The 15,112-nt window shown below is 51.2% G+C and carries 14 protein-coding genes; 13 read left to right on the top strand and 1 reads right to left on the bottom strand.

Translation table 11 applies throughout. The annotated features are described in order from the left end of the window. Nucleotides 1-40: 40 nt before the first annotated feature. The 13 genes from lspA to ACHA8N_RS01375 all read left to right on the top strand — a co-directional run bounded on the left by lspA (nucleotide 41) and on the right by ACHA8N_RS01375 (nucleotide 14,058). Nucleotides 41-514, top strand: coding sequence for a signal peptidase II (gene lspA, locus ACHA8N_RS01435; protein WP_147510817.1), 474 nt, complete (start codon nucleotides 41-43; stop codon nucleotides 512-514). Then, nucleotides 515-1,438: an RluA family pseudouridine synthase gene (locus ACHA8N_RS01430; protein ID WP_147510818.1), complete on the top strand. Its 924-nt coding sequence runs from the start codon at nucleotides 515-517 to the stop codon at nucleotides 1,436-1,438. Between the two features lie 240 nt (nucleotides 1,439-1,678). Then, a complete protein-coding gene (pyrR, locus tag ACHA8N_RS01425) occupies nucleotides 1,679-2,209 on the top strand; it encodes a bifunctional pyr operon transcriptional regulator/uracil phosphoribosyltransferase PyrR (RefSeq protein ID WP_026832570.1) in 531 nt (176 codons plus the stop codon). A 51-nt stretch (nucleotides 2,210-2,260) separates the two neighbouring features. Next, nucleotides 2,261-3,577 (top strand): uracil-xanthine permease family protein, encoded by a 1,317-nt coding sequence (locus ACHA8N_RS01420; RefSeq protein WP_147510819.1) that lies wholly within the window; start codon nucleotides 2,261-2,263, stop codon nucleotides 3,575-3,577. A 138-nt stretch (nucleotides 3,578-3,715) separates the two neighbouring features. After that, a complete protein-coding gene (locus ACHA8N_RS01415) occupies nucleotides 3,716-4,615 on the top strand; it encodes an aspartate carbamoyltransferase catalytic subunit (protein ID WP_393964535.1) in 900 nt (299 codons plus the stop codon). A 1-nt stretch (nucleotide 4,616) separates the two neighbouring features. Next, nucleotides 4,617-5,888, top strand: coding sequence for a dihydroorotase (locus ACHA8N_RS01410; protein ID WP_147510820.1), 1,272 nt, complete (start codon nucleotides 4,617-4,619; stop codon nucleotides 5,886-5,888). Beyond that, the gene (locus ACHA8N_RS01405; RefSeq protein WP_393964506.1) at nucleotides 5,881-6,969 is read left to right on the top strand and encodes a carbamoyl phosphate synthase small subunit; all 1,089 of its coding nucleotides are present in this window, start codon (nucleotides 5,881-5,883) and stop codon (nucleotides 6,967-6,969) included. The genes ACHA8N_RS01410 and ACHA8N_RS01405 overlap by 8 nt, the downstream gene beginning before the upstream one ends. Next, on the top strand, nucleotides 6,962-10,174 hold the full coding sequence (carB, locus tag ACHA8N_RS01400) for a carbamoyl-phosphate synthase large subunit (RefSeq protein WP_393964505.1): 3,213 nt from the start codon (nucleotides 6,962-6,964) through the stop codon (nucleotides 10,172-10,174). The genes ACHA8N_RS01405 and carB overlap by 8 nt, the downstream gene beginning before the upstream one ends. Then, nucleotides 10,171-10,902 carry a dihydroorotate dehydrogenase electron transfer subunit gene (locus ACHA8N_RS01395; protein ID WP_147510823.1) on the top strand — a complete coding sequence of 244 codons (732 nt, stop codon included), beginning with the start codon at nucleotides 10,171-10,173 and terminating at the stop codon, nucleotides 10,900-10,902. The genes carB and ACHA8N_RS01395 overlap by 4 nt, the downstream gene beginning before the upstream one ends. After that, on the top strand, nucleotides 10,899-11,828 hold the full coding sequence (locus ACHA8N_RS01390) for a dihydroorotate dehydrogenase (RefSeq protein ID WP_147510824.1): 930 nt from the start codon (nucleotides 10,899-10,901) through the stop codon (nucleotides 11,826-11,828). Before ACHA8N_RS01395 ends, ACHA8N_RS01390 begins: the two co-directional genes overlap by 4 nt. Then, nucleotides 11,803-12,501, top strand: coding sequence for an orotidine-5'-phosphate decarboxylase (gene pyrF / locus ACHA8N_RS01385; RefSeq protein ID WP_393964504.1), 699 nt, complete (start codon nucleotides 11,803-11,805; stop codon nucleotides 12,499-12,501). Before ACHA8N_RS01390 ends, pyrF begins: the two co-directional genes overlap by 26 nt. Next, nucleotides 12,498-13,139, top strand: coding sequence for an orotate phosphoribosyltransferase (gene pyrE, locus ACHA8N_RS01380; protein ID WP_147510826.1), 642 nt, complete (start codon nucleotides 12,498-12,500; stop codon nucleotides 13,137-13,139). The genes pyrF and pyrE overlap by 4 nt, the downstream gene beginning before the upstream one ends. A 109-nt stretch (nucleotides 13,140-13,248) precedes the next feature. After that, the gene (locus tag ACHA8N_RS01375) at nucleotides 13,249-14,058 is read left to right on the top strand and encodes a GNAT family N-acetyltransferase (RefSeq protein WP_393964503.1); all 810 of its coding nucleotides are present in this window, start codon (nucleotides 13,249-13,251) and stop codon (nucleotides 14,056-14,058) included. Between the two features lie 82 nt (nucleotides 14,059-14,140). On the opposite strand, the gene ACHA8N_RS01370 is transcribed toward ACHA8N_RS01375, so the two are convergent. Beyond that, nucleotides 14,141-15,112 carry a zinc-binding dehydrogenase gene (locus ACHA8N_RS01370; RefSeq protein ID WP_393964502.1) on the bottom strand — a complete coding sequence of 324 codons (972 nt, stop codon included), beginning with the start codon at nucleotides 15,110-15,112 and terminating at the stop codon, nucleotides 14,141-14,143.

The raw sequence follows: 15,112 nt of genomic DNA, 5'->3' as shown, positions 1-15,112 counted from the left end.
TAGCGGTCCCTCATTATTTTTGGATGTGGAGGAAAAAAGAATGTGGCTTTACTTAGCGATTGCTGCTGTACTCGTCGGAGTGGACCAATTGACGAAATGGATCGTCGTCCAACAGATGACGATTGGTCAAGCGATTGAGATCATTCCCAATTTCTTTTATTTAAATTCATACCGGAATCGTGGTGCCGCTTGGGGGATGTTGGAAGGGAAGTTTGGTTTTTTCTTTCTCATCACACTGGTCGTTGTCATCGGGCTGATTTATTTTCTTTACAAAGAAGGCACAAAAAACAAAGTATTTGCTTGGAGCGTCGCTTTATTATTAGGCGGAGCGGTCGGGAATTTCATCGACCGGATGGCACGTGGAGAAGTTGTCGACTTCTTTCATTTTTATCCGTTCGGGTATAATTTTCCGATCTTTAATGTGGCAGACGTCTGTTTGACATTTGGAGTTATTCTGATGCTGATCAGCGTCATGTTTGAAGAGCGTTTGACTAAGAAGGGAACGATTGATTAAATGAATGAACAAAATGAATGGGCTGTTAAAGCCAATGGTGCTACCGGTCGAATTGATAAATGGTTGGCAGAGCAACAAGACTGGTCACGGTCACAAGTCCAAGATTGGTTAAAAGCTGGTCATGTCGAAGTCGACGGACGAATTGTCAAACCGAACTATAAGATGTCCGGAACGGAAGAAATCCTTGTTCGGATCCCGGAAGCGGTTGAACTGGAAGTCTTACCAGAAAATATCCCGCTGGATGTCGTGTATGAAGACAGTGATGTCATCGTCATCAACAAACCAAAAGGGATGGTCGTTCATCCGGCAGCCGGTCATGTGTCCGGGACGCTTGTCAATGCGTTGCTCCATCACTGCCAGGATCTTTCCGGCATCAATGGCGTCAAACGTCCGGGGATTGTCCACCGGATCGATAAGGACACATCGGGTCTTCTGATGGTTGCTAAAAATGATTTGGCACATGAGTCCTTGGCACAACAATTAAAAGACAAGACGACAGAACGTCTTTATATCGCGCTTGTCCACGGTGAAATTCCGCACGAACTGGGAACAATCGAAGCACCGGTCGGACGCGACAAAAATGACCGCCAACGGATGACCGTGACCGACAAGAATTCAAAAGCAGCGGTGACACATTTCCGTGTGCTTGAGCGTTACGAAGGGTTTACCGTTGTCGAGTGTAAGCTCGAGACAGGACGGACGCACCAAATCCGTGTCCACATGCGTTACATCGGCTTCCCGCTTGCCGGAGATCCGAAATACGGACCGCGGAAAACGATGAAAATGAACGGTCAAGCACTCCATGCCGCAGTTCTCGGATTCACGCACCCACGCACTGGCGAGACGTTGCGTTTTGAAGCCGATTTACCGGAAGAGATGACATTTGAAATCAGTCAGTTGAAAAAACTCGAATTAGAGTCTTGACGTTTTTCTGATAAAACGGTAGAGTAACACCTAGAGAGCGATGCGAGACATCTGCCTCACAATCGGTCGTCCGCGTTGACGATCCTACCTATAGCACACCTTTAAACGAGTCCGGAGAGGCTTCGAAAGGGAGACACTTCATTTGTGTAGATACGTGTAGCGTAAGCTGCCCACACTTATTGTCTTCAACAACCTCCTGCGACTTAATGCAGGAGGTTTTTTTGTAGAAAGGAGCCAATTATGAAACCATCCGTCATTTTAGATGAAGCAGCCATCGGTCGTGCGTTGACACGCATTGCGCATGAAATCATCGAACGTAACAAAGGAATCGATCAACTGATGATCGTCGGGATTAAGACACGGGGCGAAACGTTAGCCCGTCGTCTGGCCCGCCGGATTGAACAGATTGAAGGGAAGCCGGTTTTACTCGGTGTCGTCGACATCTCGATGTACCGAGACGATTTGTCGAAGAAAAGCCTCGAACCGGAAATTAAAGGGACGGATATGCCGGAGACAGTGACAGGAAAGATTATCGTCCTCGTCGATGACGTCTTATACACTGGACGCACTGTCCGCGCTGCCATGGATGCGCTCGTCGACCATGGTCGTCCGAGCATGATTCAACTCGCCGTCCTGGTGGACCGGGGACATCGGGAACTCCCGATCCGACCAGATTTCATCGGTAAGAATGTCCCGACATCCCGTGAGGAACAAGTCGTCGTCGCCTTATCCGAAGTCGACGACGCCGATCAAGTATTCATCAAACGTTAAACACAAATACCTTTAACGTGGTCCAGAGAGACCAGAAAGGGAGTTATCCTTATGAAAAACCACACAGCGATTCTTGATGTACAAGAACGTCCGAACCATCCTCTCCAATGGCTGATGCTCAGCCTCCAACATGTCTTCGCGATGTTTGGCGCGACGGTCCTCGTTCCGTTATTAACGGGACTGAATACGTCAGTCGCCCTCGTCGCAAGCGGAGTCGGCACCTTGATTTTCCTCGCCGTCACACGCTTCAAAGTCCCAACCTACTTAGGCTCGAGTTTTGCCTATATCGTGCCGATCATCGCCGTCAGCGAACGCTGGGGCGTCGAAGACGCCTTAGTCGGCGGCATGGTCGCCGGTCTGGTCTACGGACTGGTTTCACTGATTATCACGTATACGGGTGTCGGCTGGTTGATGAAACTCTTGCCGCCGGTCGTCATCGGACCGGTCATCATGGTCATCGGATTATCGCTTGCTCCGACCGCCGTCAACATGGCGATGAATGGAGCGGACGGGAAGTACAACGGTACATTCCTGCTTGTTGCCTTGACGACACTAGCCGTGACCTTGCTTGCGATGACGTACTTCAAAGGGATGTGGAGTACAGTGCCGATCCTGTTCGGTATCCTGACGGGCTACTTGGTCGCTGTCGCTGTCGGAATCGTCGATTTTACTTCACTGAAACAAGCAAGCTTTTTCCAGATTCCAAACTTTACGGTACCGTTCCTGGATTACTCCCCAACCTTGAACTGGGCAGCACTTGCGCTCATCGTCCCGGTCACACTGGTCACGTTGACAGAACATATCGGAGAACAAAAAGTGACATCACGGATCATCGGGCGCGAGACGCTTCTTGATCCGGGGATGCACCGGACGGTCTTAGGGGACGGTTTGGCCAAGACGGTCGCTTCGATGCTCGGTGGACCACCGGTTACGACGTACGGTGAAAACAACGGAGTCATGGCGATTACACGGGTGTACAGTGTCTTTGTCCTAGGAGGAGCAGCCGTTCTTGCCATCAGCTTCGGATTCCTCGGCTATGTCGAAGGATTCATCAAGACGATTCCGACACCGGTCATGGGCGGCATCAGCATCCTGTTGTTTGGAGTCATCGCTTCGAACGGTCTCCGGACATTGGTTGAAAGTAAAGTCGATCTTGCGGACAAACGTAATCTGACGATCACAGCCGTCATCCTGGTAATCGGCATCGGTGGAGCTGCTTTAAAAATCGGCAACTTCTCGTTAGAAGGAATGGCATTAGCGACGATTCTAGGTATCCTCCTGAATCTGGTCTTGCCGCAAACGAGTACCGAAGTAGAAGAAAACGAACAAGAAACACAACAACCGAAACGAGCAGCTAACGACTTTTAAGACGTTCCAGAGAGAACGATAAAGTGGAGGCCCTTCAGAAACAGGTGGTAACACCTGTCTTCTTCAGCGCACCTTCACATCAGAAGGTGCGCTTTTTTGCGGCCCAAAGGAGAGAAAAACATGCAGACACGACAACGGATTGCCCATTTTACGAGTCTTGACGAACTATCGACACATGAGATTGAACGGTTGATTGGGCGGGGACTGCAACTGAAACAAGGCGCGCCCGTCCAACCGCTTCCGACGAAAACCGTCGCCAACTTATTTTTCGAACATTCGACACGCACCAAATGTTCGTTTGACATGGCGGAACATCATCTCGGACTTCACGTTCTGCCGTTTGAGACAGCAACCTCTTCCGTTCAAAAAGGTGAAACGTTACTCGATACATGTAAAACGTTACAGGCAATTGGAGTCGATGCACTCGTCATCCGTCACGGGGAGACGGGTTATTACGAACAGTTACAACAGCAGTTGTCGATTCCGATCATCAATGCCGGAGATGGAAGTGGACAGCATCCGTCGCAATCGTTACTGGATTTGATGACGATGTATGAAGCATACGGTCATGTCACCGGTAAAACCATCGTCATTTGCGGTGACCTCCGGCATAGCCGGGTCGCAAGATCCAACGCGCAAGTCTTACAACGTTTAGGGGCGACCGTCATTGGGTCAGGTCCCCGGGAATGGTTCGATGAGACGATGGGAATCGCCTACCGAAAGATGGACGAGGCAGTGGCAACGAGTGACATCATCATGCTGCTCCGGGTTCAACATGAACGGCATGTGGACGATTATCCGTTTGCAACAGAGGTGTATCACGAACGGTACGGGTTGACGGAGAAACGAATGAAATGGATTCGACCGGACGCAATTGTGTTACATCCCGCACCGGTCAACCGGGGTGTCGAAATTGCAGAAGCATTGGTTGAACATCCGCAATCGCGTATCTTTGATCAAATGACAAACGGTGTGTTTGCACGGATGGCGATTTTAGAACGGGCTTTTGAGACCTCAACGACAAAGGAGACGAGATAAGATGGCAATTCGAATTGATCATGCAACATGGTATAAAAATGGGGAATTGCAAGAGTCGAGTATTCGCATCGAAGAGGGTGTCTTTACGGAGCTTGATGCGACACCAATCGAGACGGATCAAGTGATTAACGCCAAAGGTTACACTGTTGCACCGGGTTTTGTAGACATTCACGTTCATTTACGCGAACCGGGCGGCGAACATAAAGAGACGATCGCGACGGGAACGGCAGCTGCAGCAGCAGGTGGATTTACGACGATTTGCCCGATGCCCAACACGCGACCGGTTCCGGACGACCGGGAGACGCTTGACGCACTCTTTAAAAAAATCGAGGAAACGGCATCCGTCCGTGTTTTCCCTTATGCGGCGATTTCAAAAAATCAGCTAGGGCAAGAACTCGTCGCGTTTGAACAGTTGACCGATGCCTTTGCTTTCACAGACGACGGAGTCGGCGTCCAAAGTGCCGCCGTCATGCGCGAGGCGATGAACCGGGCCGCTGCCCTTAATAAAAGCATCGTCGCCCATTGTGAAGACGATTCACTTAAGGCAGGCTGTGTCCATGAAGGGGCATACAGCCGACGAGAAGGATTACAAGGGATTCCGTCACTCGCGGAAAGCATTCATATCGCCCGCGATGTCTTGATTGCGGAAGCGACCGGTTGTCATTATCATGTCTGTCATGTTTCGACGAAGGAATCCGTCCGGGTGATCCGGGATGCGAAACGGGCAGGTATCCGGGTGACGGCGGAAGTCACACCGCACCATTTAATATTGACGGAAGACGACATCATCGGGCGGGATCCAAACTTCAAGATGAATCCGCCACTTCGGAGCGAAGCGGATCGCCAAGCGCTGCTTGAAGGTTTACTGGACGGGACAATCGATTGTATCGCGACCGATCATGCCCCGCATGCGGCAGAGGAAAAAGCACTCGGGATCGAGCGCGCGCCGTTCGGGATTACCGGATTTGAGACGGCATTTCCTTTGCTGTATACGAAACTGGTCGAACCCGGTATCTTACCGCTTGACCAGGTGCTTGATTGGATATCGCGTAAACCGGCTGATTTGTTTGACTTACCATTTGGACGAATTGAAGTCGGAGCACCCGCCGATCTGGTTCTGCTCGACCTGCAGACGGCTCGAATGGTACAACCGGACCAGTTTCTTTCGAAAGGGAAAAACACTCCATTTCGCGGAGAACACTTAACAGGATACCCGGTCTTGACGCTCGTCGGTGGAGAAATTGTATTCAAGGGGGAAATGACACATGTCTAAACGGACGTTGATTTTAGAGGATGGAATGGTTTTTGAAGGAGAAGCGTTTGGTTCGAGCGAGGTGACGATGGGAGAGGTGGTCTTCCAAACAGGAATGACAGGATATCAAGAGATGTTATCCGATCCTTCCTACTGTGATCAAATGATTGTTTTAACCAATCCGTTGATTGGCAACTACGGCATGAACCGCGATGACTATGAAACGACTCGCCCGCTTGCGAAAGCGCTGATTGTCCGGGAAGTCTGCCACACACCATCGAACTTCCGCTCCCAGACGTCTCTCGCAGCGGCATTAGAGGAGTTTAACATTCCCGGGCTGACAGGAATCGATACCCGTCAGTTGACCCGACATTTGCGCTCAAAAGGGGTCATGCGGGGACTCCTCGTCGATGGGGCGTACGATTTGTCCGAGCAACTGGAACGGATTCAACAGATGGCGCTTGCGACCGATCAAGTCAAACGGGCTTCGACGGAGCGCGCTTACGTCATCCCGGGTGCCGGTCCCCGGATCGTCCTTGTGGATTTCGGCGCCAAACTCGGCATCATCCGGGAGCTCGTCCGACGCGGATGTGAAGTCGTCGTCGTCCCGCACAACGTGACGGCGAAGGAAGTCTTGCGTTACGTACCGGACGGGGTCATGTTATCAAACGGTCCCGGAAATCCGAAAGACGTCCCGACCGCGATTCCATTAATTCAAGAACTGACCGGTCAAGTCGTCATCTTCGGAATCTGTCTCGGTCATCAATTGATCGCCTTGGCGCACGGAGCAGATACGTTTAAGTTACCGTTTGGTCACCGTGGTGCGAACCATCCGGTCGAAGATCTTCAAACGGGACAAGTCAGTATCACGTCACAAAATCATGGTTATGCTGTCGAAGAACAGTCGCTGGTCGGATTGAATCTCAAGCTGACGCACCGAGCAATCAATGATGGGACCGTAGAAGGAATCCGGCATACGACACACCCCGTCTTTTCCGTCCAATATCATCCGGAAGCATCTCCCGGACCGATGGATGCCAATGATTTATTCGATCAATTTTTAACAGAAATCACGAACCAACAGGAGGTTTCTCATGCCTAAACGTCAAGATATTCAAAAGATTCTCGTTATCGGATCCGGTCCAATCGTCATCGGACAAGCGGCAGAATTTGATTATGCCGGAACACAAGCCTGCCAAGCCTTAAAAGAGGAAGGGTACGAAGTTGTTCTCGTTAACTCCAATCCGGCGACCATCATGACGGACCCGACAGTAGCGGACCGCGTGTACATCGAACCGTTACAAGCGGAGTTTGTTTCCCGGATCATCCGCAAAGAACGTCCCGATGCCTTACTCGCGACACTCGGTGGACAAACGGGTCTGAATCTCGCTGTTGAACTGGATCGATTGGGTATTCTCGCCGAATACGGCGTCGAACTGCTCGGAACGAAACTGACGGCGATCGAGGAAGCGGAAGATCGTGATTTGTTCAGAAAATTGATGTTTAGACTCGGACACGGAGTTCCGGAAAGCGAGATCGTGCATACGGTCGAAGAAGCCGAACAATTTTGTGCGAAAATCGGTCTTCCGATTATTATTCGACCGGCGTATACGCTGGGTGGAACGGGTGGCGGAATCGCTGAAACGATGGACGAGTTCATCCGAATCGTTGAAGGAGGACTCAAAGCCAGTCCGGCGACACAAGTCTTACTTGAAAAATCAATCGCCGGCATGAAAGAAGTCGAATTCGAAGTCATGCGTGACGCAACGAATCAGGCCATTATCGTCTGTGCGATGGAAAACTTTGATCCGGTTGGTGTCCACACGGGTGATTCCATCGTCTTCGCCCCGACACAAACGTTATCTGACCGCGATTATCAGATGATGCGCAACGTATCGCTAGATATCATTCGCGCGCTTGGGATTGAAGGCGGATGCAACATCCAGTTCGCGTTAGATCCGGTGAGCTTCACGTATTATGTCATTGAAGTGAATCCACGCGTATCGCGTTCATCAGCACTGGCTTCGAAAGCGACGGGGTATCCGATTGCCAAACTGGCTGCTAAAATCGCTGTCGGTTATGCATTATCCGAGTTGAAGAATCCGATTACGGAAACGAGCTTTGCTTCGTTCGAACCGGCACTCGACTATGTCGTCGCCAAGATTCCCCGCTGGCCGTTCGATAAGTTTGAGTCGGCCGACCGGACACTTGGCACCCAAATGAAAGCGACGGGTGAAGTCATGGCGATGGGACGGACGATGGAGGAAGCCTTGCTTAAAGCAGTCCGTTCGCTTGAGATTGGTCAATCCGATTTACACATGAAACGTTTTGCTGAAATGACTGAAGCCGATCTGCACCACCACATCATCAAGGCAACGGATGAACGGTTGTTTGCTCTCTATGCCGGTATCGAACGCGGTTATACAGTCGAACAGCTACACAAATGGACGAACATCGATCGGTTATTTTTAGAAAAACTGCATCACATCCACCGAATTGAACAAGACATCGTCAAGAACGGATTGACGCAGGAGCGCCTGCGTCATGCGAAACGTTATGGTTTTAGTGACCAAATGCTCGCCCGGATCACGGAACAAACCGAGAAAACTGTCCGGTCTATCCGCAACGAAGCGGGACTGCATCCGGTCTATAAAATGGTGGATACGTGTGCAGCGGAATTTGCCTCTGACACACCGTATTACTATGGCACGTACGAAGTTGAAAATGAGGCGACACCAACGACACGGCCGTCAATTCTTGTCCTCGGTTCGGGACCGATCCGGATCGGGCAAGGGGTGGAGTTTGATTATGCAACCGTCCATTCCATCCAAGCGATTCGTGAAGCGGGATATGAAGCGATCATCGTCAACAATAATCCGGAGACGGTCTCGACCGATTTCTCCATTTCCGACCGCTTGTATTTTGAACCCTTGACGACGGAAGATGTACTCGAAGTCATCCGAAACGAACAACCGATCGGGGTCATCGTTCAATTCGGCGGACAGACAGCAATCAATCTCGCCGAATCACTTGAAGCTGAAGGGGTTAAAATCCTCGGAACAGCGCTTGAGGATCTCGATCGGGCAGAAGACCGGAAACAGTTTGAAGCAGCACTGACACAGCTCGAGATTCCACAGCCGCCAGGGAAAACAGCCGTCACGGTAGCTGAAGCGACAGAAGCGGCAAGTGAACTCGGATACCCGGTTCTTGTCCGCCCGTCTTATGTCCTGGGCGGACGCGCGATGGAGATTGTCTACGGACAACAGGAACTCGAACACTATATGAAACACGCCGTCATCGCCTCGCCGGAACGTCCGGTTCTCGTCGACCGTTATTTGACCGGAATGGAACTTGAGGTGGATGCGATTTGTGACGGAGAAGATGTTGTCATACCAGGCATTATGGAACATATTGAACGGGCCGGCGTACACTCGGGGGATTCAATCGGTGTCTATCCGCCGCAACGGGTACCGCAAACGATTAAGGACTTGATTGTCGATTACACGACACGGATTGCCAAAGCATTCCGGATCAAGGGATTGCTCAATATCCAATTCGTTTTTGCAGACGGAGAACTGTATGTGCTCGAAGTGAACCCTCGGGCAAGCCGGACGGTCCCGTTCATCTCAAAAGTCACGGGCTTACCGGTTGCGCGCCTCGCGACGAATGTCATCTTAGGGGATACGCTTGCGTCTTACGGATTGACGAGTGGCGTTTTACCGGAAGAAGAACTGGTCTCGGTTAAAGTGCCGGTCTTCTCGTTTGCGAAGCTGAAGGAAGTCGACCCGTCGCTCGGACCGGAGATGAAATCGACCGGAGAAGTCATTGGAACGGACCGGACACTCGAAAAAGCACTTTATAAAGGGTTGTTGGCGTCCGGCATGGCGATTCCGGAACACGGCCGGGTCTTACTGACTGTCGCTGATCAGGATAAACAGGAGATGCTGGATCTCGCCAAACGATTTACGGCACTCGGCTTTACACTTCTCGCAACTGCCGGAACAGCAAGTGTCTTGGCGGAGCACGGTCTGCGTGTGCAAATCGTCGGTAAGCTCGGTTCGGAACAAGGATCGATGCTTGAATGGATTGAAAAAGCGGAAGTCGAATATGTCATCAATACGATGAGCCGGGATTCGCAAGTCACGAAAGACGGCTTCATCATTCGCCGGGCAGCAGCCGAAAACAATGTCGTCTGCCTGACTTCTCTTGATACCGCGGAAGCCTTGTTACGGGTCATTGAAAGTCTGTCCTTCGAAGCCAGCGCCATTCAACCGTTTGACTATATGAAAAAGGCGGTGACTCGATGATTCAACTCTTGACGGTCGTGACACGACGACAAATTGCTTCAGGCGCGACAGAATTAGTCTGTCGCCGGCCTGACGCGACGGCGATCGAACCAGGTCGGTTCATGCATTTACGGGTCGGTCCGTTGTTACGTCGCCCCATTTCAATCGCCAACGTCGAAGGAGATCTGATCACGTTTTTGTTCAAGGAAATTGGTCAAGGCACAAAAGAACTGGCTCGTCTTCGGGCAGGCGATCAAATCGATGCACTCGGTCCACTCGGAAACGGGTTTCCGGTCAAGCATGTCGCGAGTGATGCCAAGATTGTCTTGGTAGGAGGCGGCATCGGAGTTCCTCCTCTCTACTATACGATGCGTCAGTTGGTCGAACGGGGAATTTCCTGTGAAGCGATTCTTGGATTTGATACGGCGGAAAGCGTTTTTTATGAAGACGAGTTTCGGGAACTCGGTCCGACGACGGTGACGACCGTCGACGGGACAGCGGGAATCCAAGGATTCGTGACAGCAGCGCTCGACAGCAGCCGGTTCGATACGTTGTTCGCCTGTGGACCGGAACCGATGTTACGCTCCATCCAGCAAATTCCGATCGAACACAAGTTTTTATCGATTGAAAACCGGATGGGATGCGGCATCGGAGCGTGTTTCGCCTGTGTCTGCCCGACACCGGACGGACATTATGTCAAAACCTGTTCCGATGGTCCGGTCTTCCGGGCAGAAGAGGTGATCCTATGAATCGTCTGAACGTGACATTACCCGGTTTGAATTTAAAAAATCCAATCATCCCGGCGTCCGGGTGTTTCGGATTCGGGGAAGAGTTTGCCAAACTGTATGATTTATCGATGCTTGGCGGCATCATGATCAAAGCAGCGACCGGAGAAGAACGGTATGGCAATCCGACGCCGCGGGTTGCAGAGAGCGGGATGGGCATGCTGAATGCGATCGGTTTACAAAATCCCGGTGTTGACGGGATCATCGCGCAAAAGTTACCGTTTCTCAGTCAGTTTGATACAGAAATCATTGCAAATGTGGCCGGCTCGACACCAGAAGAGTATGAAGAAGTCACAAGACGGATCAGCCGGGATCCGGTCGTCAAAGCGATTGAATTGAATATCTCTTGTCCAAACGTCAAATCCGGCGGACTGCAGTTTGGAACGGATCCGAAGATGGCGGCTGAGCTGACACGACGCGTCAAAGCAGTTTCCGAAAAACCAGTCTACGTTAAATTGTCTCCAAATGTCACGTCAATTGTTGAGATGGCCCGAGCGGTTGAACAGGCGGGGGCGGATGGACTGACGATGATTAATACACTTGTCGGGATGCGGATTGACGTCCGGACAGGTCAACCGATTCTTGCCAATCGCATCGGTGGTTTGTCCGGACCAGCCATCAAACCGGTCGCCGTCCGGATGATTCATGATGTCGCTCAAGTCGTCACGATTCCGATTATTGGAATGGGAGGCGTCATGGAGGTCGATGATGTGCTCGAGATGATTTATGCGGGCGCGTCCGCAGTAGCGATTGGAACGGCAAATTTCGTGAATCCCTTCATCTGTCAGGAACTGATTGCGGCATTACCGAATCGAATGGACGAGTTAGGCATTGAACACATCTTGGACATTAGGGGGAGAGCATATGGAGCAACTTTACATCGCGCTTGATTTTCAATCAGCCGATCAGGTCGAACGGTTTTTAAAGAAATTGGCACCACACCGTCCGGCGGTCAAAATTGGGATGGAGCTTTATTATGCAGAAGGCCCCGCCTTTGTTCGTCATTTGGTAAGTCAAGGACATGATGTCTTTTTGGATTTAAAAGTACACGACATTCCGGAGACTGCCCGACGGACGATGCGTGTCATTGGTCAGCTCGGTGTTGAACTGACGAACGTCCACGCGGCAGGCGGGAAAGCGATGATGCAGGCGGCACTGGAAGGGTTGCGCGAGACTTCAACGGATACCCGGCTGATTGCCGTCACCCAATTGACATCGACGGATCAAGATATGTTAACTGATTTGATGATTCCACACGCGATGAACGACGTCGTCGTTCACTATGCACACGAAGCAGAACACGCGGGTCTCGACGGGGTTGTTTGCTCAGCCCTGGACACAGCACACATCAAGGCCATCTGTCGATCCGGGTTCGAATTGGTCACTCCGGGAATTCGACCGAACGGGACGGATGCGAACGATCAAAAACGGATTGCGACAGTAACGGATGCACGCTGGAACGGGGCAACGGATCTTGTCATCGGACGTGCCATCACTCAGGCAGAGGATCCAAAAGTCATCTATGAAGCATTGCTCTCAGAATGGAAGGGGATCAAACAATGAATCAACTCGCAAAGGCTTTACTCGAAATCGAAGCGGTCACGTTAGCACCGGCTACACCTTACACATGGGCGAGCGGACTCCGGTCCCCGATTTATTGTGATAACCGGCTGACATTATCCAATCCAACGGTCCGCACCATGATTGCTGATCAGCTGGCAGAGCGAATCCGACCATTGAACGTCGATGTCATCGCCGGGACGGCGACAGCCGGTATTCCGCATGCGGCGCTCGTCGCGGAACGACTAGCTCTCCCAATGATTTATATCCGGGGAAGTGCAAAGGGACACGGGAAAGGAAATCAGATTGAAGGACGATTGCAAGCCGGTCAACGCGTTGTCGTCGTAGAAGACTTATTGTCGACGGGGCGGTCTTCGATTGAAGCTGCACAAGCGGTCGAAGCAGCAGGTGCAACCGTCGTCCGGATTCAGGCCATCTTCTCTTACGGCATGACACGACTTAAGGAAAATTTGGCGGCGGCCGAGGTGGAGGCGGATGCTTTACTGACGTTTACGGAATTACTGGAGACTGCCGTCGAGACGGCTTACATTTCAACAGAAGAGCAGGACGGATTACGGACCTGGTCTGTCGATCCGGTAAAATGGAGTGAAGGGTTCCTGACAGGCACGAAGCAGAATTAATGGCAGAATACCGATTAAGTCATACGAGCATGGCGGAAACGATCAGAATCGTCCGTCATGTGTTCTTTTTTTTGATACACTGAAAACAAAGAAAAGGAGCTGTTTTCAGATGTTGACCCATTATCGTGATTACGAGAGTTTTAAGCAGGTTGCGGTTCCATTGCTTGAACGACGTCCAAATGTCCATCAGTTACCTCTTGGCATACTGGAGCGGGGAGATGTACCGATTTTGATGGCGATTGCGAAAGAGGATGACCGTACAATCGTCGTCCTGCAAACGATTGAAGAGCAGGCAATCCTGGCAGGTGATGCTTTTACATACGAAGGAATTCGACAGTTATCGCGGATTTTGAACTGTCCCGGATATGTCGGTGAACAAGCCATCATTGAGCCATTGCTTGCTTCTCACAGTCCGTTTCAAACGAAGATGGATCAAGGGATTTATGCGCTGACCACCGTCATTCCTCCGATGAGGCTCGACTACGAATTCCGCTTAATCGAGGAACGATTTGCAGAGCAGGCCGTTGCATTTGGATGGTCGTTCATCCAGGAGACCGGTGCCCTGCCGGCGACAGAACGAAGTCGCCTGAAAAATGAACAAACGATTCGAAAACATATTCAGGCAGAAACTTTGTTTGGTTTGTTCGACAATGATCAGTTGCTCGCAATGGCTTCTTCGAGTCGGCCGACTGCTTCCGGTGTGACGATTTCATATGTCTTTACCCCTCAAAAATGGCGGAAACAAGGGATTGCCTCTTACCTAGTAGCTTCTTTATCCGAACATTTGTTACAACATTATCCGATGGTGTCCCTGTACACGGATTGGTCGAATCCGACGTCGAATAAGATTTATCAAGCAGTCGGCTTTGAACTCGTCGGACGTTCGATGCAAATTACGAAACGTCCGAAATACCAATGACTTGCTGATTGCACGACAAAGCAGATGCGTTTTCCTGACTCACCAGGAAGCGCATCTGCTTTGTATTTGAAAATCGGATGATTTAAAACGTTGCAATGATTTTTCCGCGGACATGCCGCTTCGATAACAGTTCGAGGTACTCAGCAATCTCCGATCCGGCAACGACTTTTGTGACAAGCGGATCGAGTTGTTTGCTTGCGACAAGCTGTAACAGTTCCGATGCCATCAGCCCCAGATTGCGGATCGCGCGGTCATTTTCACTCGCATAGGCAGCAGCCAGTGCGACTTCGTGGATCGACGGCGACAACGTGAACGGTGTGACGACGGACAGATCGGGACCTCCGGCGATGTAAGCCAACTGACCGGAAAATGCGAGACGGTCCAAATCATCGGTTGCTTCCTGACGGCCGACCGTATTTAAGATCAAGTCGACCCCACGGCCGTTCGTCCAGTCGCGGATTACCTGCGTAACGTCTTCGTTCCGGTAATCAATCGCAAGATCGGCACCTAAACGTTTGACCCAGTCATGATTGTCAGCAGAAGCAGTGGTCGCGACCTGTAGCCCGAGGCGTTTCGCGAGCTGAATTCCAAAACCACCCACACCACCGGCACCGGCATGAATCAGGATCGTTTCTTTATCCGTCGTATTCATCTTTTGGAAAATCGCTTCATAAGCCGTCATCCCGGCACACAGAATGGCGGCTGCGTCCGTGAAACTGACAGCTTCTGGAATTTTAGCCAAAGCCCGGGCGTCAACGGTGACATACTCTGCGAAGGCCCCGTTTTTTTGCAAGTTTGTATGGATGGCCACACGATCTCCGACCTGAACGTCCGTCACGTCCGGTCCAAGTTGTTCGACGACACCGGTCAAATCAACGCCCGGAATATGCGGATAGGTCCAAGCGGGATTTTTTGTCGCTTTATAGTCGACTGGATTCAAGGCGACCGCTTGGACACGAATCAAGGCTTCGCCTGTCATCGGTGTGGGCGTATCGACGTCTGTGTAAATCCAGTTTTCGACCGTCGTTCCTGTTTCATTGAGCCATGCTTTCAT

It is taken from the genome of Exiguobacterium sp. S22-S28, from assembly GCF_043359615.1.
GTDB lineage: Bacteria > Bacillota > Bacilli > Exiguobacteriales > Exiguobacteriaceae > Exiguobacterium_A.
The sequence above is the reverse complement of the archived record's forward strand: the minus strand, read 5'-3'. Positions and strand labels throughout refer to the sequence as shown.

Bases quoted from the DNA above. Each gene is read 5' to 3' on its own strand.
- pyrF (WP_393964504.1), top strand. From the start codon at position 11,803: ATGGAGCAACTTTACATCGCGCTTGATTTTCAATCAGCCGATCAGGTC.
- ACHA8N_RS01430 (WP_147510818.1), top strand. From the start codon at position 515: ATGAATGAACAAAATGAATGGGCTGTTAAAGCCAATGGTGCTACCGGT.
- carB (WP_393964505.1), top strand. From the start codon at position 6,962: ATGCCTAAACGTCAAGATATTCAAAAGATTCTCGTTATCGGATCCGGT.
- ACHA8N_RS01390 (WP_147510824.1), top strand. From the start codon at position 10,899: ATGAATCGTCTGAACGTGACATTACCCGGTTTGAATTTAAAAAATCCA.
- ACHA8N_RS01405 (WP_393964506.1), top strand. From the start codon at position 5,881: ATGTCTAAACGGACGTTGATTTTAGAGGATGGAATGGTTTTTGAAGGA.
- ACHA8N_RS01375 (WP_393964503.1), top strand. From the start codon at position 13,249: ATGTTGACCCATTATCGTGATTACGAGAGTTTTAAGCAGGTTGCGGTT.
- ACHA8N_RS01420 (WP_147510819.1), top strand. From the start codon at position 2,261: ATGAAAAACCACACAGCGATTCTTGATGTACAAGAACGTCCGAACCAT.
- pyrE (WP_147510826.1), top strand. From the start codon at position 12,498: ATGAATCAACTCGCAAAGGCTTTACTCGAAATCGAAGCGGTCACGTTA.
- ACHA8N_RS01395 (WP_147510823.1), top strand. From the start codon at position 10,171: ATGATTCAACTCTTGACGGTCGTGACACGACGACAAATTGCTTCAGGC.
- pyrR (WP_026832570.1), top strand. From the start codon at position 1,679: ATGAAACCATCCGTCATTTTAGATGAAGCAGCCATCGGTCGTGCGTTG.
- lspA (WP_147510817.1), top strand. From the start codon at position 41: ATGTGGCTTTACTTAGCGATTGCTGCTGTACTCGTCGGAGTGGACCAA.
- ACHA8N_RS01410 (WP_147510820.1), top strand. From the start codon at position 4,617: ATGGCAATTCGAATTGATCATGCAACATGGTATAAAAATGGGGAATTG.
- ACHA8N_RS01370 (WP_393964502.1), bottom strand. From the start codon at position 15,112: ATGAAAGCATGGCTCAATGAAACAGGAACGACGGTCGAAAACTGGATT.